Source organism: Paenibacillus sp. JNUCC-31 (genome assembly GCF_014844075.1).
In the GTDB taxonomy this organism is placed as follows: Bacteria; Bacillota; Bacilli; order Paenibacillales; family Paenibacillaceae; genus Paenibacillus.
Window position 1 is genome coordinate 6,002,417 of the sequence record NZ_CP062165.1, and the last position, 22,692, is coordinate 6,025,108.

The 22,692-nt window shown below is 47.3% G+C and carries 17 protein-coding genes; 16 read left to right on the plus strand and 1 reads right to left on the minus strand.

What is annotated here, in order from left to right; genetic code table 11:
- The first annotated feature begins 79 nt into the window (after nucleotides 1-79).
- The 3 genes from JNUCC31_RS26475 (at nucleotide 80) to JNUCC31_RS26485 (ending at nucleotide 1,483) form a co-directional block, all read left to right on the plus strand.
- Nucleotides 80-550 (plus strand): hypothetical protein, encoded by a 471-nt coding sequence (locus tag JNUCC31_RS26475; RefSeq protein ID WP_192266109.1) that lies wholly within the window; start codon nucleotides 80-82, stop codon nucleotides 548-550.
- A 126-nt stretch (nucleotides 551-676) separates the two neighbouring features.
- Entirely contained in the window at nucleotides 677-883 is a 207-nt protein-coding gene (locus tag JNUCC31_RS26480) for a YwbE family protein (protein WP_192266110.1), read from the plus strand.
- A 21-nt stretch (nucleotides 884-904) separates the two neighbouring features.
- Nucleotides 905-1,483 carry a DUF4269 domain-containing protein gene (locus JNUCC31_RS26485; RefSeq protein ID WP_192266111.1) on the plus strand — a complete coding sequence of 193 codons (579 nt, stop codon included), beginning with the start codon at nucleotides 905-907 and terminating at the stop codon, nucleotides 1,481-1,483.
- Nucleotides 1,484-1,497: 14 nt separating this feature from the next.
- Here JNUCC31_RS26485 and JNUCC31_RS26490 read toward each other — a convergent pair whose 3' ends face one another.
- Entirely contained in the window at nucleotides 1,498-2,937 is a 1,440-nt protein-coding gene (locus JNUCC31_RS26490; protein ID WP_192266112.1) for a hypothetical protein, read from the minus strand.
- A gap of 420 nt (nucleotides 2,938-3,357) precedes the next feature.
- Here JNUCC31_RS26490 and JNUCC31_RS26495 point away from each other — a divergent pair, with 420 nt between their 5' ends.
- The 13 genes from JNUCC31_RS26495 (at nucleotide 3,358) to JNUCC31_RS26555 (ending at nucleotide 22,287) form a co-directional block, all read left to right on the plus strand.
- Entirely contained in the window at nucleotides 3,358-5,175 is a 1,818-nt protein-coding gene (locus JNUCC31_RS26495) for a sensor histidine kinase (protein WP_192266113.1), read from the plus strand.
- Nucleotides 5,150-6,769: a response regulator transcription factor gene (locus JNUCC31_RS26500; protein WP_192266114.1), complete on the plus strand. Its 1,620-nt coding sequence runs from the start codon at nucleotides 5,150-5,152 to the stop codon at nucleotides 6,767-6,769. The genes JNUCC31_RS26495 and JNUCC31_RS26500 overlap by 26 nt, the downstream gene beginning before the upstream one ends.
- Before the next feature lie 174 nt (nucleotides 6,770-6,943).
- A complete protein-coding gene (locus tag JNUCC31_RS26505; RefSeq protein ID WP_192266115.1) occupies nucleotides 6,944-7,939 on the plus strand; it encodes an ABC transporter permease in 996 nt (331 codons plus the stop codon).
- Between the two features lie 17 nt (nucleotides 7,940-7,956).
- Nucleotides 7,957-8,865: a carbohydrate ABC transporter permease gene (locus JNUCC31_RS26510; protein ID WP_192266116.1), complete on the plus strand. Its 909-nt coding sequence runs from the start codon at nucleotides 7,957-7,959 to the stop codon at nucleotides 8,863-8,865.
- A 192-nt stretch (nucleotides 8,866-9,057) separates the two neighbouring features.
- A complete protein-coding gene (locus JNUCC31_RS26515; RefSeq protein WP_228469782.1) occupies nucleotides 9,058-10,575 on the plus strand; it encodes an ABC transporter substrate-binding protein in 1,518 nt (505 codons plus the stop codon).
- Nucleotides 10,576-10,695: 120 nt separating this feature from the next.
- Complete coding sequence (locus JNUCC31_RS26520) at nucleotides 10,696-11,394, plus strand: hypothetical protein (RefSeq protein ID WP_192266120.1); 699 nt, start codon at nucleotides 10,696-10,698, stop codon at nucleotides 11,392-11,394.
- A gap of 357 nt (nucleotides 11,395-11,751) precedes the next feature.
- A complete protein-coding gene (locus JNUCC31_RS26525) occupies nucleotides 11,752-13,479 on the plus strand; it encodes a sensor histidine kinase (protein ID WP_323374347.1) in 1,728 nt (575 codons plus the stop codon).
- Between the two features lie 74 nt (nucleotides 13,480-13,553).
- Nucleotides 13,554-15,179: a response regulator gene (locus tag JNUCC31_RS26530; RefSeq protein WP_192266125.1), complete on the plus strand. Its 1,626-nt coding sequence runs from the start codon at nucleotides 13,554-13,556 to the stop codon at nucleotides 15,177-15,179.
- A gap of 124 nt (nucleotides 15,180-15,303) precedes the next feature.
- Nucleotides 15,304-16,989 carry a type 2 periplasmic-binding domain-containing protein gene (locus JNUCC31_RS26535; RefSeq protein ID WP_192266127.1) on the plus strand — a complete coding sequence of 562 codons (1,686 nt, stop codon included), beginning with the start codon at nucleotides 15,304-15,306 and terminating at the stop codon, nucleotides 16,987-16,989.
- Nucleotides 16,990-17,235: 246 nt separating this feature from the next.
- Nucleotides 17,236-18,126, plus strand: coding sequence for an ABC transporter permease (locus JNUCC31_RS26540; protein ID WP_192266129.1), 891 nt, complete (start codon nucleotides 17,236-17,238; stop codon nucleotides 18,124-18,126).
- A 30-nt stretch (nucleotides 18,127-18,156) separates the two neighbouring features.
- Nucleotides 18,157-19,035 carry a carbohydrate ABC transporter permease gene (locus JNUCC31_RS26545; RefSeq protein WP_192266131.1) on the plus strand — a complete coding sequence of 293 codons (879 nt, stop codon included), beginning with the start codon at nucleotides 18,157-18,159 and terminating at the stop codon, nucleotides 19,033-19,035.
- Between the two features lie 34 nt (nucleotides 19,036-19,069).
- Entirely contained in the window at nucleotides 19,070-20,179 is a 1,110-nt protein-coding gene (locus JNUCC31_RS26550; RefSeq protein WP_228469262.1) for a glycoside hydrolase family 53 protein, read from the plus strand.
- Between the two features lie 35 nt (nucleotides 20,180-20,214).
- Nucleotides 20,215-22,287, plus strand: a complete 2,073-nt coding sequence (locus tag JNUCC31_RS26555; protein WP_323374348.1) for a beta-galactosidase — start codon at nucleotides 20,215-20,217, stop codon at nucleotides 22,285-22,287.
- Nucleotides 22,288-22,692: the final 405 nt, after the last annotated feature.

The following is a 22,692-nucleotide window of genomic DNA, read 5'->3' on the forward strand; positions in this document are numbered from 1 at the left end:
AGAAATATTATTCGCAGAATAGGGGCACCAATATATTGAATAACGCTGCCTACAGGCGGACGATGAGGAGGATGCTCATATGTTGATTATTTTGGCGGTAATTGTTGTTATAGGAGTTGTATTTCTATTGATTTATAACTCCAGATCCTCCCGCAAGGCTGCAGAAGCACGAGCTTCCAAAATCGCTGAGGTTGATCAGGGGCCTGTCCTTCTGCATGAAGAAGATGAAGTACAGAAGAAGGATCGCAACCACGAATCGGCAAAACATACAGCACATTTGGAACATGGTGAGCACAGACAAGCGGAGGTTCACCCGACAGAAGAAACAATGGAAAAGATCCCCGCAGCTCAGAAAAAAGAAGCACGGGGGACAGATGGGGACCAAGCTTATCGTCAAGCGTTGCTTCATTTCCGTAAACCGACGGAAACGGGGGAGAAACTACCTCAAACCGATACCAATGAGGTAGAGAAAAGTGCAGATGAAGTCTACCGATCCGCGCTGAAAGCAATGAAAAACAAGTCAGAAGGCACTTCATCCGACCGAAAATGACCGTCCTGCTGAATACCTGAACTTGTGTCGTGCCTTTCGTTTTGAATCCAAAACGTCTACAATAGATGAAGCTTTGTGATTCATTGCAGCATGATATGGAATACTCGGAAGAGGAGAGTGAAGCGCATGAACGGTCAACAGAGAGTAAACATCAAACCGGGTCTTGAAGTGGACATCGTACTGAAGCAGGATCAACCTACAGGGAAGCTGACACGTGGCATTGTCAAGGATCTATTAACCAAATCCCCTACACATCCGCATGGTATCAAAGTGCGTTTGACCAGTGGACAGGTTGGACGTGTCAAACAAGTGATCACAAGTGTGTCGGAATGATCCGATTTCCGAGATCATGATATGATTACAACCGCGGATCTGGCCTCGGGTAATGAGCGACAGCAAGACGCATACCACACCTTACAGGGGAGTGGATTGTTACAAAGGTTAGCTGCTCACCAGCCTTATCCGGCGGGTACGGTCCCGATAGATATCGATATCCCGGGAAGTGATCTTGATCTATTATGTGAGGCAGCGGATCTGGAGGCATTCGAAACTCTGGTGCACAGCGAGCTGGGCGGGATGCAGGGTTTTCAATGCAAACGTGGGGATGGTCGTGCAGGCCAGCATCCTTATGTGACTTGTTGTGTGAAAGTTGGTAACTGGCCTGTGGAGATTTTCGCCCAAACGACGCCTGTAATCAGGCAGAATGCCTATGTGCATATGCTGGTGGAGTGGGAATTGTTACAGCTATGGGGTGCAGCTGGACATGATAAGATTCGCAAATTGAAACTGAAGGGATGGAAGACGGAGCCGGCTTTTGCTTTTGTGCTGGGTATCCAGGGAAATCCTTATGAAGAAATGCTGCGTTTAGCGACATGGAACCGGGATAAGCTTAGAAGCTGGGCCCGGTTGAATACATCCTTTCAGTTTGAGTAGATTAGTGCAACACATCAAATCAGAAAAATGGCTACAATTGTAGTTACGGTTAATCCCAGCAGTACCGGTTTCAAATTGCGGCGTGCCAGTTCGAAAGGACTGACCCCGCAGATGGCTGCCGCTGGAATCAAGGCCCATGGAATCAAGGTCCCACCGCCAACCCATATGGCGGCGACCTGACCCAGTGCCGTCAATACAGGTGCAGAATCAGCCGAACCTGCAAACATAGATGCAATGGAGCCGACCAGGGATATTCCCGAAAATCCCGAACCATCCATTCCCGTGATCGCACCGGTGACGGTCATCGTTATCGCGCCCACCGTATCATTCAGTGGCACCAACCCAGCCAGAGCAACCCCCAGATCGTTCACAATACCGTGTGACTCATTAGGCAGAGGATGGTTAAATAATTCTGTAATTGCAGCATCCCCCAGATAAAAGAAAGCAGCAATCGGAATGACTGGACCGAACACTTTGAACCCGAACTGAAATCCTTCTATTAAATAGCTTGTTGTTTCCTCAGGACCTGTATGACGATGCGCGGCAAGCGACACGATTATCAGAATGAGCACGGCCGTTCCACCGATTAGCGCTGTGGCATCACCGCCTTGTAGTTTTAACACAAACATCAGGATGACATCCACTGCGAATAAGAGCGGGATGATTAGAGCGAAAGCCTCTTGCAGACGTCGAGGCATAGATTGACGTTGAACCTCCACTTCCCCGGGCAGGAGTGCAGAATCAGTAACAAGGGCAGGAGGAGTGATCGTTGCTTGACCAGGTACAGGAACGTGCAGATGAACAGCGGAACCAGACTTCATCTCTTTGCGCAGCATCCAGAATGCTGTAAATGTAGACACTGCTCCCATAACAATGACCAACGGGATGCTTGCGGTCATCACAGAGGTTACGGGAATACCAGCTGCATCGGCCGTAAGTTTGGGAGCCCCTTGGATAATATAATCTCCTGACAATGCGATTCCATGTCCGAACAGGTTCATGGCAATGGCGGCGCCAATAGGAGGAAGACCCACACGTACCGCTACAGGAAGAAGCACAGCTCCGATCAGGGCGACGGCGGGTGAAGGCCAGAAAAACAAGGATACGACCATCATGATCAGTCCAATTCCCCAATACGCGACCTGTGGAGAATGGATAAAACGGGTGAGTGGTGACACCATGACCTCATTAATTCCCGTCCGAATAAGCACTCGGCTCATCGCAACAATAATTGAAATGATAAAAATGGTACTGAGCAGTTCCTTGGTGGCATAGATAAAACTGCTGAAGATGCCGGCAACCGATCCGCTTAATGTTTCTGTCGCCAGAAGTCCAATGGTCATGATACCTGTGATACAAACGATAGTTGTATCTCTGCGCCGGACCATAACGGCAACAATCAGGATGATAAATGCAAGGTATACATAATGCAATGGGACGAGTTGAATATTCATCGTACATGCCTCCCTCCCCCCTGGTATTGACTCCAAGAAGTTCTATATCGTATGCATGTCACCACCGGGCGTTCGTGGAGTAAGGGGACATGGCACAGCTTTTATTTTTTAAGGTGAGGTTTCATCCATCAAGGGAGCAGGATTTTTTTTACAGAATGGAGAACTTATGTAGAACATACCGCATTGGATTTAATTGAAAGCCAAGGAGAAGTCACCAGAATTGACAAAGAGAGGTCACGGTAACGCATAGACAGAGGCAGGCGACCATAATTACAATTAACATGCTGTAATACGGAAAAAGTTGGAAGTAATGCATGAGAGAATCAACCGAAAAGGAAGAGATTTGGTTATTACTGATAGCGGTTACAACAATAAGCTGTGAAGAAATTAATTCCATATGGAACAAAAGGGCGGGAATTCATGAATTTTATCCGTTCACTGCGCTTTAAGTTTATTGTGGGTCTGACATTGATCATGCTGCCCTTGTTCTTGCTGCTTTATTACAATAACGTATACGCCATGAAGGTGGTACGTGATCAAGTATCTCTCACCAATATGAATCATCTTGCCAAGAGTGTAGAACAGAATGAGCGTGTGCTGCAGGAGACCAATCGTTATTTATACAGTCTGGGAGAGAGAGACCCGGATATTATCTCTTTGTTTTTCCTCGAATACGGTAGCGGCGATTATATTATTGCGAAACAGCGTATTATGAACAAATTCATGACAGATATCGGTTTCTATAATCTGATTGACTCTTTTTTTCTATACGATGCAGTGAATGATGATTTGTTATTGGCTACCTCCGGCAATTATGATGTCAAAAAGTCGGTAGTGCAGGAGAGTATGCCTGTTCAGATGCAGCAACTCGAGGGAGATATACAGAAGCCGGAATGGAGCATTGTTCATGGTGGAACATGGAATGCTCTTGTCAAAACAGTTCGCATTAATTCTCAGTTCTATGCGGGGGCACTCGTTGACATGAATGCGCTGAACCATCCAGAGCAGTTCACGGAATCCGGGGACCGGGGAGGGGCAGTCATTTTGGGAGCAGATGGCGGGGCTTTGTCTAATTCGGCGTTGAATCCGGCCCAGATTGAACTCGCTGCAGCCCATATTGCTGGGTTAAAGAACCCCTATCAGGTGATCTCTGAAGTGAATTCCAAAGGCAATGCACTTCAGTACCTGATGTTGGGCATTCCATCAGCCATGTCAGAGATGAATTATATCGTTCTGCTGCCGGAAGAGGACATGATGCGCAACCTGCCGTTCTTTCAGCGTATTATTCGCCTGCTCCCGATTGGGGCAGCTGTCATCCTGATCACTGCGCTGATCTTTCTTAGGCAGCTTCTGTTCCGCCCGATGAATGTGTTGATTCGCGGGATGAGAAGGGTCAGTCTGGGGGAACTTGATGTGAGACTGGAGACACCATCTTCATCAGAACTGGAGTTTGTCACGCATAGCTTCAATCAGATGACAAGTGAGATCCAGCATCTGAAGATTGATGTGTATGAGGAGCAATTGCGAACCCGGGAAGCGGAGTTCAAACAATTACAGATGCAGATCAATCCGCACTTTTACCTGAATTCATTGAATATTATTCATAGTCTGGCTTCATTGAAGAACCATGGGCTGGTGCAGCAGATGGCTGGCCATCTGGCTGATTATTTCCGGTTCAGCCTGCGTGCTGGCAAACGTGTCATCCGATTGGATGAAGAATTGGAACATATCCGTCACTACCTGGAAATCCAAAAGCTGAGATTTCCGAACAAGCTGGATTTTACATTGGATATTGAGCCTGATCTCGGGCATTATGTGGTACCGCCCTTGACGATTCAGCCTTTTGTGGAAAATGCCATTATTCATGGTTTTCAGCGGCGTTCAGAACCATTTGTAATTCGAATAAGAGCTTGGAAATCGAAAACGTTATCTGAGTCTCATTCAGACAGGGGTACTGAGGATTATTCCGTCCTCCACCTTTCCATAACGGATAACGGTGTTGGATTTGAACAAAACATACTGGAACGTCTGCAACTGGGGCAATACGCCGAAGATCCGGGTGGACAGCACATTGGAATCTGGAACGTGGCTTATCGACTGCTCGTGAAGTACGGCGAAAGTGCCGGATTGCAATTCATGAATGAGTCAGACGGGGGAGCAGCAGTCATGATTCATGTCCCTGCCCAGACGGAGGAGGAAGAAGGGAGAGCCTATGCGGAACCTATTGATCGTGGATGATGAAGTGTATGCCTTGCAGGCAATGGTCGAAGGGGTAGATTGGAGCCTGGCTGGAATTGACCAGGTATTCAGTGCTAGCGATGCTGAAGAGGCAAGAATGCTGTTAAAAGCCCAACCCATTGATATTATGATCTGTGATATTGAAATGCCGGGTGAAACAGGACTTGACCTGCAGAGCTGGGTATTGAAACATGATCCTGGCATACTGACAATCTTTCTGACGGGGCATGCCCTGTTCGATTATGCCCAGACGGCGATCAAGCTGAACAGCTTCGACTATGTGCTGAAGCCTGCTCCAGCGGATCAGTTGCTCAAGGTGGTGACACAGGCAATCGACAAAATTAAGGATGGAGAACAGTATTCACGCACCAATGAAGTATATGAGACCGTGTACAAACGTTGGCAAACCCACAAACCTCTCCTGACAGAGCGTTTCTGGAAAGATGCCGTCTCGCAGCGTCTCACCCTAACCCCGCAAAAGTTGCAGGAACTGGCGGAGGTCTATGGAGCTGAGATTGATCCGCAAGCTCGTGTTCTGCCGATTGTCATATCGGTTGAGGAATGGGTGCGGGAATTCGACCTGCGGGATGAGCAGGTGCTGGAATATGCGCTTCGCAATGCGGCCAAGGAGATGCTGCTCGGCGACAAACCCGGCGAAGTCTTTCAGGACCATAGCGGATTAAATATTGTGCTGGCCTACGAACAGGATGGCATCAGTCCGACAGCAAGTGAAGTGGCAGAAGGATGTCAGAGCTATATCCGGGAGTGCGGCTCCTATTTCTACTGCCGATTATCCTGTTATGTCGGAGTCCCGGTAGCGATTACAGAATTACAAGGCATGCTCTATGAGCTGATGGATATGGAGCGTCGCAATATTAACGAGCTTGAAGGGGTCTTCAATTATGACGTACAAGGCCGGGAACCGGAGGATCGCTTTTTGCCGATACCATGGTTTTCCGAGCTGTCCGTCCTGTTTGAAACCGGGAAGTTCGAAGACCTGCGCGAGCGTATTGATGAAATCTTTGAGTTGCTGGCTGCCCAGGAGCGGCTGTCACCAGAAATTCTGCGCTTGTACTATCATGCGATGCTGCATGTGGTCTATCCACTGCTTCATCAAAAAAATGTGTCCGTACGCAGCCTGTATCCGGGCGAACGGGAGCCGGAAGAAAGTGTTGTGACACGTTCGTTGCCCCAGTTGAAGCATTGGACTTCAGACCTGATTAGTCGAGCCATTCCGGTATTGTATCCGGACGATCACAGTCCAATGACCATTGTGGACCAGCTGTGCATATACATTGAAAATCATATTGGCGAAGAGCTGATGCGTGAAGAACTTGCATCTTTTGCCGGATTTAACCCTGCCTATCTATCTCGCCTGTTTCGAAAAGAAAAGGGCATGTCGCTATCCGAATTCATTCTCCAGCGGAGAGTAGCCAAAGCAAAAACGTTATTGTCCCAATCAACCGTCAAGGTAACGGATATCGCAGGCAAGGTGGGGTATTACAACTACTCTCATTTTACGAAAATGTTCAAAAAATGCACGGGCATTACACCACAGGAGTTTCGCAAACAGTCCCGAACGGTACAGATTTGACGCAGCATGCTGCGTCTTTTGTTTTTTCGTGACCTAAAGTCATAATTTGATAAGTGAACAGGTCACCACAGCAGATAGTGGTCCTGAGCGCCTCGCCGTATACTTGAACCACAGGAGACACAGCGGTGTTTCATCCTGAGGATGAAATTCAAGAGGAGTGAGGGAGAACAAGTTATGAAGACACAACCCCAGGCGGGTAAGGGAGCACGTCTATCAGCTGTACAGGGCATACCGGATGTACCGGTTCGTAAACGAAAGTCTGTCCTGTACAATCTAGGTAAATTCAAAGTTTTGTATCTCATGTTTTTGCCAGGCATTCTGTTTCTGCTGGTGAACAACTATATGCCAATGTTCGGTGTTCTGATTGCGTTCAAAAATGTGAACTATGCCGACGGTATTTGGGGCAGCCCGTGGAGCGGTTGGGATAATTTCAAGTATTTGTTCTCCACGAGCGATGCTTGGGAGATCACACGCAACACGCTCGCATATAACACCGTATTTATTGCGCTGAATTTATTTGTAGGTGTAGGGCTTGCGATATTGTTGAATGAAGTGAAGAACAAGGCGATGTCCAAATTGTATCAGTCACTCATGCTGCTTCCGTATTTTCTGTCGATGATTGTAGTCAGCTATCTGGTGCTCGCGTTTCTCGGCAAGGATTCGGGCTTCATGAACTCAACGATTCTTCAGCTCTTTGGCGGACAGCCCATTGACTGGTATTCAGAGCCCAAGTATTGGCCGTACATTTTGCCGCTGGTGAACATATGGAAGAATATCGGTTACTATGCCGTCATTTATCTGGCAGCAGTGGTAGGTATCGATGAGGAATATTATGAAGCGGCTGTGCTGGATGGTGCGAGCAAGTGGCATCAGATTCGCTTCATTACCGTTCCGTTTCTTGTGCCGCTGATCGTGATTATGACACTGCTGCAGATCGGTCGTATTTTCTATGCGGACTTCAGTCTGTTCTACCAGGTTCCACTGGAATCGGGAGCTCTATTCCCGGTCACGAACGTTCTGGATACGTATGTGTACCGCACATTCCTCATCGGGGGCGATATCGGGATGTCCTCTGCAGCTGGACTTTATCAGGCTGTTGTCGGATTTGTGCTAGTTCTCGTATCCAATACCATCGTCAGGAGAATGGACAAAGATAATGCATTATTTTGAGAGGAGGCAAGCCAGCTGTGAAATCACGTGATCCATTAGCCGTGTCGCGGCGTTCCGCGTCCTTCATTCACGGTATGTTTTTATTCTACGCCATTGCCTGCATCGTGCCGATCCTGCTTGTCTTCGCCATCTCATTCTCGGACGAGACGACGGTTATTGCGAACGGGTATAAGCTGATTCCGGAGAAGTTTAGTCTGACTGCCTATGAATTTCTGTTCAAGGACATGGATCAGATCATCCATTCCTATGGCATTTCCATTATTGTAACCGTGATAGGTACGATAACGAGTGTAGCGCTGACTGCATTGTATGCGTACCCGCTTTCCCGGAGGGATTTGCCTTATCGCGGGTGGTTCGCCTTTTTCATCTTTTTCACCATGTTATTCAATGGCGGGCTGGTCCCTTGGTATCTTGTCTATGTGAACGTGCTGGATTTGAAAAACTCCATTCTCGCACTGATCATGCCGCTGCTGCTTTCACCGTTCTTCGTGCTGGTGATGCGTACGTTCTTCGCCAATTCCATTCCGGTTTCGATTCTCGAATCGGCACGAATTGATGGTGCAGGTGAATTAAGAACGTTTACACGAATCGTGCTTCCGCTCTCCCTCCCGGTGATGGCGACCGTTGCGCTGTTCAGCACATTGAATTACTGGAATGACTGGTATCTTAGCATGATTTTTATATCTGATAACCGGACGATCAGCCTTCAGTACCTTATGTACCGAACGCTGCTCGATATTCAATATTTAACATCCAACTCCAATGTCTCTTCACAGATTTCATCACAGGGCGGATTGTTGAATCTGCCGAATAAAACACTGCAAATGGCGATGGCTGTTGTCGGTATTGGTCCAATTGTACTGGCATATCCATTCTTCCAGCGGTATTTCATCAAGGGCCTCACGGTAGGCGCAGTGAAGGGGTAACTCCGGCCGGTTAGCGGAGAGAGCAACGGATAACGAAGATGGACCTGAGAGGGCATATACAAAAAAAACAGCGAGATCAGACACGCCGGAGGGACGGCAAGGGAATGGACTTTTGCAGATGGGGTAACATGGCGAATTGGGGCAATCGGTTGCAGGGTCCAACATATGACGGGAGGGGTTCAATTGGTTAAAATGTTAAAGGTATGGCCACGTATGGGAGCAGCAGTTATGGCGCTGAGCCTGGTGTTGGCAGGATGCTCAACGGACAAAGGTGGAACCACACCGGCAGCCGAGGGCGGCGGTGCAGCAGAGAGCGGGGGCAAGCCCTATGAAGTGACGCTGTACTATCCGGGCACACCACAGAAAGATGTGGCTCTGGTCGAAGCTGAGATCAACAAAAAGATGGAGCCAAAGATTGGAGCTACCCTCAAGATCAATGCAATCGATTGGGGGCAGTGGGATAACAAGCTGAATCTCATGATCTCTTCAGGTGAAAAATCGGACATTATTTTCACGGCGGCATGGCAGAATTACACCGTCAATGTAGCGAAAGGGGCTTTCTTGCCGCTCAATGAGCTGCTTGACAAGTATGGGCAGGATATCAAGAAAAATCTTGACCCAGCCTTTTTGGAAGGTTCGCAGGTGGATGGCGTAAACTATGGTGTTCCTACCAACAAGGAATTGGCAGCAACACGTGGCGTACTCGTACGCCAAGATCTGGCTGACAAATACAAGCTCGATCTGACCGCAGTGAAAACGTGGGCTGACCTGGAGCCGCTGCTCAAAACAATTAAGGAGAATGAACCTGGTATTACTCCGTTTTATATGTCCAATACCAATGGTAACGGACTGCTGGAAAACCTGGACTGGGATTATCTCGGCGATGCATCCGTTCCTGGGGTAATCTCCAAAACAGCAGGTACCACCAAGGTAATGAACGAAGTGGAGACTCCTGAATTCAAGGAAGCAGCTGAACTGGCGCGCAAGTGGTATCAAGCTGGATACATCAACAGTGATGCCGCAACTTCCAATGTGTTCCCAAAAGATCAGGCGAAGGCAGGCAAGGCTTTCCTCTGGACCGACGGCATGAAGCCGGGCAAAGATAAGGAAGAAGAAGGGTACGTTGGATATCCACTGACCCAGATTGAGATGACACAGCCTACGATTACAACCGGTGATGCTTCGGGTGCCATGCTGGCCATTTCCCGTTCCTCCGAGCAGCCGGAGAAAGCCATGCAGGTCATTAACCTGCTGCATTCCGACAAAGAGATCAACAACCTGCTCAATTTCGGAATCGAAGGTACACATTATGTGAAAAAAGACGGCGAAGAAAACATTATTACTCTCCCGCAAGGAGTAGACGCCAACAGTCGCACATACAACCCGGGCGCACAATGGCAGCTGGGCAATCAGTTCCTGAACTACCTCTGGGATAATGAAGATCCGCAGAAATGGGAAAAGTTCAAGGAGTTTAATGCCAAAGGCGTCAAGTCGCCTGCACTGGGCTTTACCTTCAACAGCCAATCCGTCAAAAACGAAATTGCCGCGGTAAATAACGTGAACAAACAGTTCAAACCGGGCATGACCTCGGGCGCAGTTGATCCAAACGAGATGATCCCGAAATATCTGGAGAAGCTGAAAGCCGCAGGTATTGATAAAATTATTGCCGCCAAACAAGAGCAGCTCGACGCGTTCCTGTCCAAGAAATAGTTTAGCGTTAGAAGCCAAGACGTTTTCGGTTTATACCGGGAACGTCTTTTTTTATTTGGATTGTAACCCATAATAAGGAAAAATATGATATAATCAGGTGGCTGATTAGGGGGTGATCATGTGTCGAGAACCAGACTTGTGTTCTCTGTGATGTTTTTGATGTTTGGAATCATTTTTACGTTTAAGCATCATCTCGGCTTCTCTGTGGGGGACACGATGTTGTCTGCTATCGGGTTGTCGCCTTATACCACATCCTATGCAAGTGGTGTGCATATCACGTTATTTCTGGGAATGGGCATATTGGCGTGCAGCTACTATGTTACCCGTCAAGAAATGATGCCATTTTATCCGTCTCTGGCGAAACGGCTCTGGTTGATCGTACTTGTTATTGTCCTCAGTTATTCCTACATGACGGATAAATTGATGTATGTAGCCAAATGGGGAGCTTCCGGGATCAATGGGGTTTCCTATGTCCAAAATAACAGCTCCTGTACCTATGATGTATTGGATAATGGGATCACACGGGTAAACTGTGACCTGACACTCAAGAATTACAGCAGAGAACCTGTAGCAGCAGTGCTATTACCTGATTTGGCCCGCAGTTACAAATTCAAGGATGATCCGCTGTACGAATCCCTGAATTCTGTCCGGCTAACGCCTGTAAACGTAGAGATTGAACCGTATGGAACGTTTAAGGGTCAACTGGCGTTTTCCGGTTTGGCAGAAAGCCCGCTGCAAGTGAAAGGAAAACTAATCGATATTGTACTGGATGTCGCTGTTGATGGAGAGAATACCGTGTTTGATTACGATATTCCATAAAGCTTGGTAAGCAAAACAGAATGAATACATAAGAAGAATGTTATGAAGTAGATCCATATTAACGAGTCAAAAGATGAGGAAGGAGCTGGCGGTAGCCGGCTCTTTTTTGCGTGGAAGTTGCAATTAGTGCAGAAAAGTTGGTTTTGTCACCTTTATGCATGTACATGATAACGCTTACGATATATAGAGAATGGAATACACAATGGATTAAGTTATGAACGCGGATGAGCTGTGATGTGGACTCTTTCAGAAAAAACAGTTTATGTTTAACGCCTTCATCGTTAAAATTAGATTCTCTGACTAATGAAGGCAAAGTGAGGTAAGAAGATGTCATACCGGACGAATCTATTTTCGAAAATGGTCATTTTAATTTTGATTATGCTGGTTCCAGTCGTACTGCTGTACTGGTATTCGAACCATAAAACAACAGCCGTTTTGCGAGATGAACTCAATCGTTCCAACAGCAACCAGCTGGAGTTTTTTCAAAATCAAGTCAATACGCACATCGAGCTGTTATCTTCATGGCCAAATCTGCTCATTCATGACCCTGATATTGCGAGCTTCAGACGGATTTACGCTGACAGTAAATATTTCGATCTGGATACGATTAATCTCGTGAAACGGATTCAGAACAAGCTAAGTATTCAGGAAAGTTCATCGAATTGGACAACGAAGTTATACCTCTATTCCCCATCACTGGGCAGGGTCGTCTCTGAAAGAGATGCCCGCACCTACGATGAACAGGCACTGCGAGGAAACATATCATCCGGGTGGAATGTTCGCAAGATTCAGGACGGCGATGATGAGCGATTTATATTCAGCTGGATTACCGTATCCCCATATGGCATCAGTGATCCGGCAGCCAATGCCGAAACCGTAATCAAGCTGGAGTTCGACAGTGACAACATTCGTGATATGTTGGATAAATTTAAGGATGATGGACGCCATGATCCCTTCTATTATCGTGAAGAGTCAGGCGTTATTTATAACCGCACTTCGGATCGTGGTTTGACAGGTCAGCTGATGGACAAGCTGGCGATCGACAAGCTTAAGGATGTGGACAACCGTACAGTAGTCATTGACGGCGAGCCCTACATGGTTAATACGGTGAAGTCCAGCACAACAGGCTGGTATCTCGTGGATTACATGCCATTATCCGCAATTCTGAAGCCCATCCATCAATCTAATATCCTGTTTTATTCAGCTATGATCTGTCTGTTATTGATGAGCTTTGGCGTAGCATATCTGTTGTATGTCCAGGTCCAGGTACCTGTCAAACAGCTGATTCGGGGATTCCAACGATTGAAGCAAGAGGATTATTCAGTCCGAATCACACCCAAAGGACGGAATGAATTCAGCTTTTTGTCCGAACGGTTCAATTCCATGGTCGAGCAGATTCAACAGTTGTTTCAACATGTGTATCTGGAGCAGATTCATGTACGTGAAGCCCGACTGAAGCAGTTGCAATCACAGATTAATCCTCACTTTTTCTATAATTGCTTCTCATTCATTACGAGCATGGCGAAGCTGAAGCGTGTCGATGCCGTCGTTGCCATGTCTCATAATCTGTCCCGATACTATCGGTATACGACGAGGCAGGAGCGTGATGTGGTGCCGCTCACAGAGGAGATTGAGTTTGTGACTTGTTATCTGGAGATTCAGCAGATGCGCATGGACCGGATACATTTCAAGATTGACTTATCGGAAGAACTTCTGAGGCAGGAGGTGCCTCCGCTAATTATACAACCATTAGTAGAGAATGCAGTTATTCATGGTATTGAAGCAGATGCCGAGGCGGGGGGAATTCGGATTTCGGGAGAACAAAGAGAAGGCTTGATGATTCTTACTGTCGATGACGATGGACAAGGTATGGATGCACAGGCCCGCCAGTTGCTGCTTCACAAACTCACAGGCAGTATGGATCAGGAGATGGGCTGCGGTCTGTGGAACGTCAATCAGCGTCTACAGCTCAGGTATGGGGAACAGGCGGGACTTCGTGTTACGGAATCACCTCTTGGGGGACTGCGTGTTACCTTGTTGTGGCCTGCAGACGCCGAGAAGACTCTTCCGGAATACGAAGAATAGAGACGCTGGGTAGAAATGACAAGAAGAAAAGATCATAACACCTTTGTATAACTTAACAGATGGGAGTGACTAGCTTGATCGATATATTGCTTGTGGATGACGAAACGTATGTGACAGAAAGTCTGGAATTGACCATTCCCTGGGGAGAACTTGGGGTTACAACGGTTTTGCGTGCAGCCTCTGGGAAGGAAGCACTGCAGATCATGGAGGAGAATGCTGTAGACCTCGTCGTTACCGATATTCGAATGCCGGGTATGTCCGGACTGGAACTGATTGAAGAGGTAAGCAGCCGATGGCCGCACATCCGCTGCATCCTGTTGACCGGACACAGTGATTTTCAATATGCCAAGAAAGCCATTCAGCTGCAGGCTGCCGATTATATTCTCAAGCCGGTAAACGATGAGGAATTCATGGCTTCGGTCTCCTCTGCCATTTCATCCCTGCGGGGGGAATGGGATGAATTCGATAAATACCATCGGCTGCTGTACAGCCGCAAGTCGGATTATAAAATTTTACGGGAAAATCTGATGCACGATCTGTTACTGGGCCGCGAAATTACTGCTCGTGCATTGGGTGAACAGCTGGAAAAGTACGAGATTGCGCTTCAGCCGGACCAGCCAACGGTTATGATGCTTATTCGCCTTACAGGTCGGTTCTCGGCAATGGATCAGCAATCGCTGGATTTGATGGAGTTTGCCGTTGGCAATATCGCCGAAGAGGTGTTTGGTCCCCAGTACAATGTATGGTTTGGACGAGGTCCACATGAATGTCTGGTCATGATGATACAGAAAGAGGGCTGGACGGAGCCAGACTTAACGAATGTGGAAGAACTGAAGCAGCCCGTTGGGACTTTTCGCGAGCATGTTATTCGATACTTGCAAGGCGATCTGTCCATGGTGGTTACAGCGCCGTTTCCCTATGCTGATCTGACGACCGCTTATCGTAAAGGTTTGGGATCACTGGTACTGTCCGGGCCAGAGGAAAATACGATCATATACATGGATAATGAGCTATCCAAACGTCCGGAGAATGATGCAGCACAACAAGTGCTTGAAGAACTGTATAAGCCACCCGTGCTGCCTCAATTGCTTGAAACCAAGCAATGGGAGGCTGCGGCACGAAAGTTGAATGCCGTTTTTGATGCAGCGGACCGTGCATGTCTCTCCAGAGAACATGTGTATGAGATGTATTTGTCTGTAACGAATGCATTTATGTATATCGCGCACAAGCAGGGGCATCTCGTACATGAGATCGATCATGCGGGATTCGACCTGCTGCTGGCACATCAGCTGATTCAATCACCTGACAAGCTGCGCCGCTGGGCGACGGAGATGCTTGCCAAGCTGCAGGAAGAGCTGTCAGATCAGGAAGGTGTACAGAGTCGCAGGCACGTCATCAAGCAGGTACAGGAGATGGTAACCCGAGATACTGGGCAAGATCTGTCGGTAAAGATGATCGCGGACAAGGTGTATCTGCATCCCGTGTATCTGTCCAAGATTTACAAAGCCGAAACAGGTGAGGGACTGGGCGATTATATGATTCGTATGCGGATGGAGCGTGCATTGTATTTGCTCAAAAACACAAACAAAAAAATATACGAAATTACCAGTGAGCTGGGGTACCAAAATCCGCAATATTTCAGCAAAATGTTCAAAAAACATTATGGAATGACACCGAATGAATATCGGGATCAGGCATAATTTTAACATCATTCTCGTATATAGGTTGCCAAAGGTGCAGAAATCTTGTTTTCGTGACATAGGCTGAAAGACCCGGCAGGCCTATAATGAAAGGGTAACCAAAATGATTAAGGGGGAACAACTAATGAGAGCGAAATCTACAAAAAAGAGATGGCTGCCGCTCCTCGCTACAACAACGTGTCTTGCTGTCATCCTTACTGCATGTGGAGGAGGCAACAGTGGCGGTGAGAACGCGGGTTCGAGCACATCAGCCGTTGAAAACGAATACAAAGAAAAATATGATCCGGCAGTAACCATTACAACAGCATGGGGAATCGACCCTGAGCTAAAATTCAAAAATGGTGAATCCATGGAAAATAACGTGGCAACGAAGTGGGCGAAAGACAAATTCGGAATTGACATCAAATCCTTGTGGTCCGTAACAGATACAAATGGTGCTTTTGCAACCAAGCTTCGTCTTGCAATGTCTTCCGGTCAGGAAATGCCGGATGTTGTAACTGTTGGGGATAATCTGCTTGCCCAGGATCTGATTGATTCCGGCATGTACCAAGAAGTAGGCCCATTATTCGACAAATACGCTTCCGATACTTGGAAAAAAGCAATGGAGCAGGACCCTAATGTGTGGAACCAGTACAGCCGGGATGGCAAAAGAATGGGGATTCCCGTACTGGACTATGCATACAACAATGACTACCTGCTCTGGATTCGTCAGGATTGGCTGGACAAGCTGAACATGAAAGCGCCAAAAACCATTGACGAGCTGGAAGCCGTAATGGAAGCGTTCAAAAATAAAAACCCGGATGGATTGGCTCCAGACAAGGTCACTCCGCTGAGTATCGGTTTCAAAACATCCATGAACACATGGATGGGTGATCCATCCTGGATTTTTGGTGCTTACGGTACACTGCCATTCCAATGGAATGTGGGTACAGACGGCAAACTGGAGTATGGTTCCATCAATCCGGGCATGAAGCAAGGTCTGACCAAATTGAGCGAATGGCTCAAAAAAGGATACATCCCTCAGGAAGCAGCGTTATGGGATGAGAACAAAACGGCAGAGCCGGCAGTGGCGGGTACAGCAGGTATTATCCCGGGTCCTTACTGGATGAGTGGATGGCCGCTGAAGGATACGGTGAAAAATGCCCCAGGTGCAGTGTGGAAACCGATTGAGATTCCAACCGGTCCTGAAGGCAAAGCGATGCGTCACGGTACACAATTTGTAAACGGCGTTATTCTGATCAAGAAAGACATGGAACACCCGGAAGCATTCTTCACATACGAGAATTACCTGTTTGATAATTACGCAGATCCGAAACCTGGCAGTGAATATGATAACGGTCTGTTTGCAGGCTATGACTATCAATTGGATTCAAATGGAAAACAAATGCCGATTGAAGAAATTGATGGCGGGTATGTCAACGTAGTACGTTATTTGCTCGTGCGTGATGGCGCCCGTATTCCGGATGCACAGATGAAAGCCTTGATGAATCTGGCCAATGGAAAAGAACCTGAAACCAAGCTCGAAAAAGATGTTGCCGTGAACTATGGTAAAGAGACACCTGCCGCAGCGAAAGTGCTGCTGAGTCAGGAAGAAATCTCTTACAAAAACATGTTCACAGGTCCTACAACACAGACGATGAAATCGAAGCTGGACTATTTGAACAAAATTGAGAATCAAGCCTTTAATGAAATTATTTATGGCAAAAATCCGGTAGATTCGTTTGATACCTTTGTACAAACGTGGAAATCGGGTGGCGGTGATCAAATCACACAAGAGGTTAACGCATGGTATGACAGTGTGAAAAAATAAGTTTCAGAGGCGTGCAGACGGTACAAGTCTGCGCGCTTTTTTTGTCGTTATAAGAACATATTTTTCTTGTAAGAGGACGGACCAGCAGAGGGTGAATGATTGGAAATGCAGCGAGTCCAAAGTGGTTGCTTTTGTGCCATTTATATTGCTTTTATGTGCTGTTTGACCTATGCAAACGGTTGATATAATCGCAGTATAAGCCACTCAGGGAGTACTTGAGTAGGAAGAATTACAGGGGGAGCAATCATGAGAACTTTGAAACGAACTTGGCCATTCCACGTAATGCTGCTGCCAGCCATCATCTTTCTGATCATTTTCAGTTATATTCCCATGGGCGGCATTGTCATGGCATTTCAAAACTATAAGCCTTGGCTTGGCATAAACGGCTCGGAATGGGTCGGGCTGGATAATTTTCGATTTTTGTTTGAACGTGAGGACAGCCTGCAGGTCATTTGGAATACACTGATCATTGCAGTACTTAAACTGATATTTAATTTATTTGTACCCTTTGTTTTTGCCATTTTGTTAAATGAAGTTCGCAAAATGGCTGTACAACGAACCATCCAGACACTGGTATACTTGCCCCACTTCTTATCCTGGGTTATCCTGGGCGGGATTTTGATCGATCTGCTTTCGACGGGAGGCTTGGTGAACCGGGTGCTAGGGAGCTTCGGACTCGGGCCGTACTTTTTCCTTGGTGATAACAGCTGGTTCCGTTCGACGGTCATTCTGACAGATGTGTGGAAGGAATTTGGCTATAACATGATTGTGTTTCTGGCTGCTCTTGCCGGGATTAATCCTGCGCTCTACGAAGCAGCAGAAATTGACGGAGCTGGACGGTGGAAACAAACGCTGCACATCACGATTCCTTCACTTGTGCCGATGCTGATGGTGGTTGGAACACTGGCGCTCGGTAATGTACTCAATGCCGGATTTGACCAGATTTTCAATCTGTACAATCCGCTCGTTTATCAAACGGGTGACATCATTGATACATTCGTATATCGTTCAGCCATGCAAAATGGTGAGATGGGCTTCGCCACAGCAATCGGATTGTTCAAATCCGTGATCAGCATGATTTTGATTCTTGTATCCTACAGCCTAGCCAAAAAATACGCCGGATACCGCATATTCTAATCGAATGAACAAAAGAAAGAAGGGACCACGATGTATCACAAATCATTGCCTTATCGCGTGTTTAATATAGTCAATACCTGCTTTCTGATTCTGGTTGCCATCATGTGTATTGTACCGATGATTCATGTCCTGGCCGTATCCTTCAGCACGAAGGCAGCCGCCGATGCCAATCTGGTTAATCTCTGGCCTGTCGGCTTCTCGCTTGAAGCCTACAAAAAAACGATGAATAATCCAATCTTCCTGAACTCGCTTTGGATCTCCCTGCTTCGTACCGTCATTGGTACGGCGATTACCTTGCTGATTACCTTTTTGGCGGCGTACCCGTTGTCGAAAGAAAATAGTGAATTTAAAGGAAGAACGATATATTCATGGATTTTCGTTTTTAGTATGATCTTTAATGGAGGACTGGTTCCGTTCTATATGGTTATTCAGAAAATCGGCCTGATGGATTCCTTCTGGGTGCTGGTACTCCCGGGGGCAGTCAACACCTTCCTGGTCATTCTGATGCTGAACTTCTTCCGCGGTATTCCAAAAGAGCTGGAGGAAGCGGCCCTGATGGATGGAGCTAACCATTTCAGAACACTGTTCACGATCTTCCTGCCCATTTCCATGCCGTCCATTGCAACGATCGCATTGTTCAGTATGGTGTTCCACTGGAATTCCTGGTTCGACGGTCTGCTATACATGAATAACGCCAAGGATTATCCGCTGGCTACATTTATGCAAACGGTCATTATCGGACGGGATATGAGCAGTATGAGCATGAATCCCAAAGAAATGGAGGCTCTCTCGCAAACTACGGTAAGAGCAGCTCAGATTTTCATCGGAAGTGCACCGATTCTGATTGTGTATCCATTCCTGCAGCGCTTCTTTGTCAAAGGTATGACCTTGGGCTCAGTTAAAGGCTGAGCCTGCATCTAACATTGAATTGGAGGTTGATAAAGTGAGCCATTTAAAGGAAGAGACATTCATTCTCGGAATGGATGTGTCATTTATGGATGAAATTGAGCAGCATGGTGGGAGCTATCGTGATGAACATGGGCAGCAGGAAGACTTGCTGACCCTTCTCAAGATGGGAGACGCCAACGCCATTCGTTTGCGTATCTGGAATGACCCTGCAGGTGGATTCTGTAATCTGGAGCGAACGGTAGCAGTTGCCAAGCGGATCAAGGAGCATGGACTGCATTTCTTGCTGGATTTCCATTATTCTGATCGCTGGGCTGACCCTGCCAATCAATGGAAGCCGAAGGCCTGGGAGAAACTGTCTTATGAGGACTTGCAACGTGAGGTGTGTAACTACACGGCAGACGTGCTGAGAACGCTCAAAGACCATGATGCTCTGCCGGATATGGTACAAGTAGGGAATGAAATCACGCCGGGCATGTTGTGGGATGAAGGGCGAGTCAGCGGAGAAGAGCATGATACGGATGAACAGTGGGAGCGTTTTGCTGGCCTTGTGAAGTATGGTATCGCTGCAGTTAAATCCGTTGATTCGGAAATCAAGAGCATGATTCATATTGACCGCGGCGGCGATAATGCAGAGAGCCGCAAGTTCTATGATCGCTTTGAAGCGCTTGGGGTGGAGTTTGATATCATTGGACTCTCGTATTATCCTTGGTGGCATGGAACACTGGACGCATTGCGGGACAATCTGCACAACTTGGCTGAACGGTACGGCAAACCGATCAATGTTGTTGAAACGGCTTATCCTTGGACGCTGGAGCAGCCTGATGGCCACGAGTGGATTCTGAATCAGGAAGAATTGCTTTTGCCAGGGTATCCGGCAAGTGTAGAAGGGCAGACACGTTACCTGAAGGATCTGCTGCAAATTATCCGTGAAGTTCCCGGCGGTCTGGGTGCCGGATTCTACTACTGGGAGCCTGCCTGGATTCCGAGCAAGGAAGAGTGGTCCGTTGGCCATCCGAATAACTGGGGGAACCTGACGATGTTTGACTTCAAGGGCCATAAGTTGCAATCGTTTTCAGCGCTCAAGGCCGGGCAGGAAAATGACAAGGAATTGGATGAGCAGCCGAATGTTGCGTTGATCAAATAGATAAATCAAATTGAGATGAATAAGGAGTTGTCAGTATGACATACAAATATCCACCCGTAAGTTCGAAAGTGCCGCGCATGTTACATGGCGCAGACTATAATCCAGAGCAATGGCTCCGCTATCCTGAAGTGCTTGAAGAAGATATTCGATTGATGAAGCTTGCCAAATGTAACGTGATGTCTATTGGTATCTTTTCCTGGGTATCGCTTGAACCGGAGGAAGGCGTGTACACGTTTGAATGGCTGGATCAAGTACTGGATCGTTTTGCTGCCAATGGAATCTATGCATTCCTGGCTACCCCAAGCGGTGCAAGACCTGCCTGGATGTCCGCCAAGTATCCTGAAGTGCTCCGTGTAGGAGCCAATCGGGTTCGCAACCTGCATGGCTTCCGTCATAACCATTGTTATACATCTCCGGTATACCGAGAAAAGGTTACAGCAATCAATACAAGACTTGCAGAACGTTACTCGGACCATCCCGCAGTAATTGGCTGGCACATTTCCAATGAGTTCGGTGGGGATTGCCACTGTGATTATTGTCAGGACGCTTTTCGCGGCTGGGTGAAAAACAAATACGGTACACTGGACGAGCTGAATCATTCCTGGTGGACAACATTCTGGAGCCATACCGTAACGGACTGGAGTCAAGTGGAGTCACCTGCTCCACACGGAGAGACACAGGTCCATGCGATGAATTTGGACTGGCGCCGATTCGTTACGGATCAGACCGCTGATTTTATCGTACATGAAACGAAACCTCTAAAGGCCAAGAATCCAGATCTGCCTGTGACGACAAACCTGATGGAGTTTTATGAAGGATTAAACTATTGGAAGTTTGCTGACATTCTGGACTTCCTCTCCTGGGACAGCTACCCAACATGGCATGATGCAGACGAAGAAGATAAGCTGGCATCCCGAATTGCTATGATGCACGATATCGTTCGTTCAATTAAAGGTGGGCAGCCATTCCTTTTGATGGAGAGTACACCAAGTTCAACAAACTGGCAGGAGGTTAGCAAGCTGAAAAAACCTGGCATGCACCTGCTTTCTTCTCTCCAGGCGGTGGCACACGGTTCCGATAGTGTACAGTACTTCCAATGGAGAAAAAGCCGGGGGTCCAGTGAGAAACTCCATGGCGCTGTGGTAGATCATGTAGGTACAGAACATACGCGAGTGTTCCAGGATGTAACGGACGTAGGAACGGTCCTTGAAGGCATGGAAGCCATTGTGGGAACAGCGGTTCCGGCAGAGGTCGCCATCATCTTCGATTGGGAGAATCGTTGGGCCGTTAATGATTCACAAGGTCCGCGCAATATCGGGGTGAAATATGAGCAAACGGTTGAAACCCATTACGAAGCGTTCTGGAAAAAGGGAGTTGCGGTTGACGTTATTGATATGGATGCTGACCTGTCCAAATACAAGCTGTTGGTCGCGCCTATGCTCTATCTGATGCGTGAAGGGGTCGGGGAGCGTATTGAACGATTCGTTGAAAATGGCGGTACATTCGTAGCCACGTATTGGTCAGGCATCGTTAATGAGAATGATCTGTGTTTCCTGGGCGGTTTCCCAGGACCACTCCGCAAAACGCTCGGAATCTGGTCAGAAGAAATCGATGGATTGCATGATCGGGATCTGAATGGGGTGATCCCTGTGAAAGGCAACGCGCTTCAGCTGAATGCCGAGTATGATGCAATCGAATTATGCGACCTGATTCATCTGGAAGGGGCAGAAGCCTTGGCAACGTATCGCTCAGACTTCTATGCTGGCCGACCAGCGTTAACGGTTAACCGTCTGGGATCAGGGAAAGCCTATTATATAGCAACACGTACCAAAGCACCGTTTTACGACGATTTCTATGGCAGTCTAATCGCTGACCTGGGCATAGAACGTGCGCTTGAAACGCAGCTTCCTGCCGGAGTTACGGCACACATCCGTACAGACGGAACATCCGATTATGTTTTTGTGCAGAACTATACACCAGAGACGAAGCAAGTTCAATTGGACGAGCAGTCCTACAGTGATCTGTTGAGCGGTGATGGTGTGGAGGGCAGCCTGGATTTGCAACCGTATGACATCCAAGTACTGCGCAGAGCGTCTGAGCGTATATAATATAATATAATATAATATAATATAATATAATATTACTCATTTGGCTGAACAAGCTGAGCTATATCAGTTGAACTATACATTTAGACTATAACGGAGAGGACAGAAATAACCTGAAGAAGTGAAGCTACAGGCTTTCTGTAAGAAAGCTGCATCGGAAGCATACGCCTCGCCTTTATCACCGGATTTTACCCCTTGAAAAAAGGAATCAAAAATCTGGGGATAACAGCGATCGGAAGGTTGTTCTGTCATCGGAGTGGCAAGTGTAAATACTCTTTAGTTCAACTTATATAGCATACAGAAGGGTCACCCTTAACGTCTCGATTAGACGAAGAGGATGGTCCTTTTTGTATTATTAGATCAAGTTGAGTACTTTTTCTGGGCAAGATAAAGGATAAACGTGTCCGC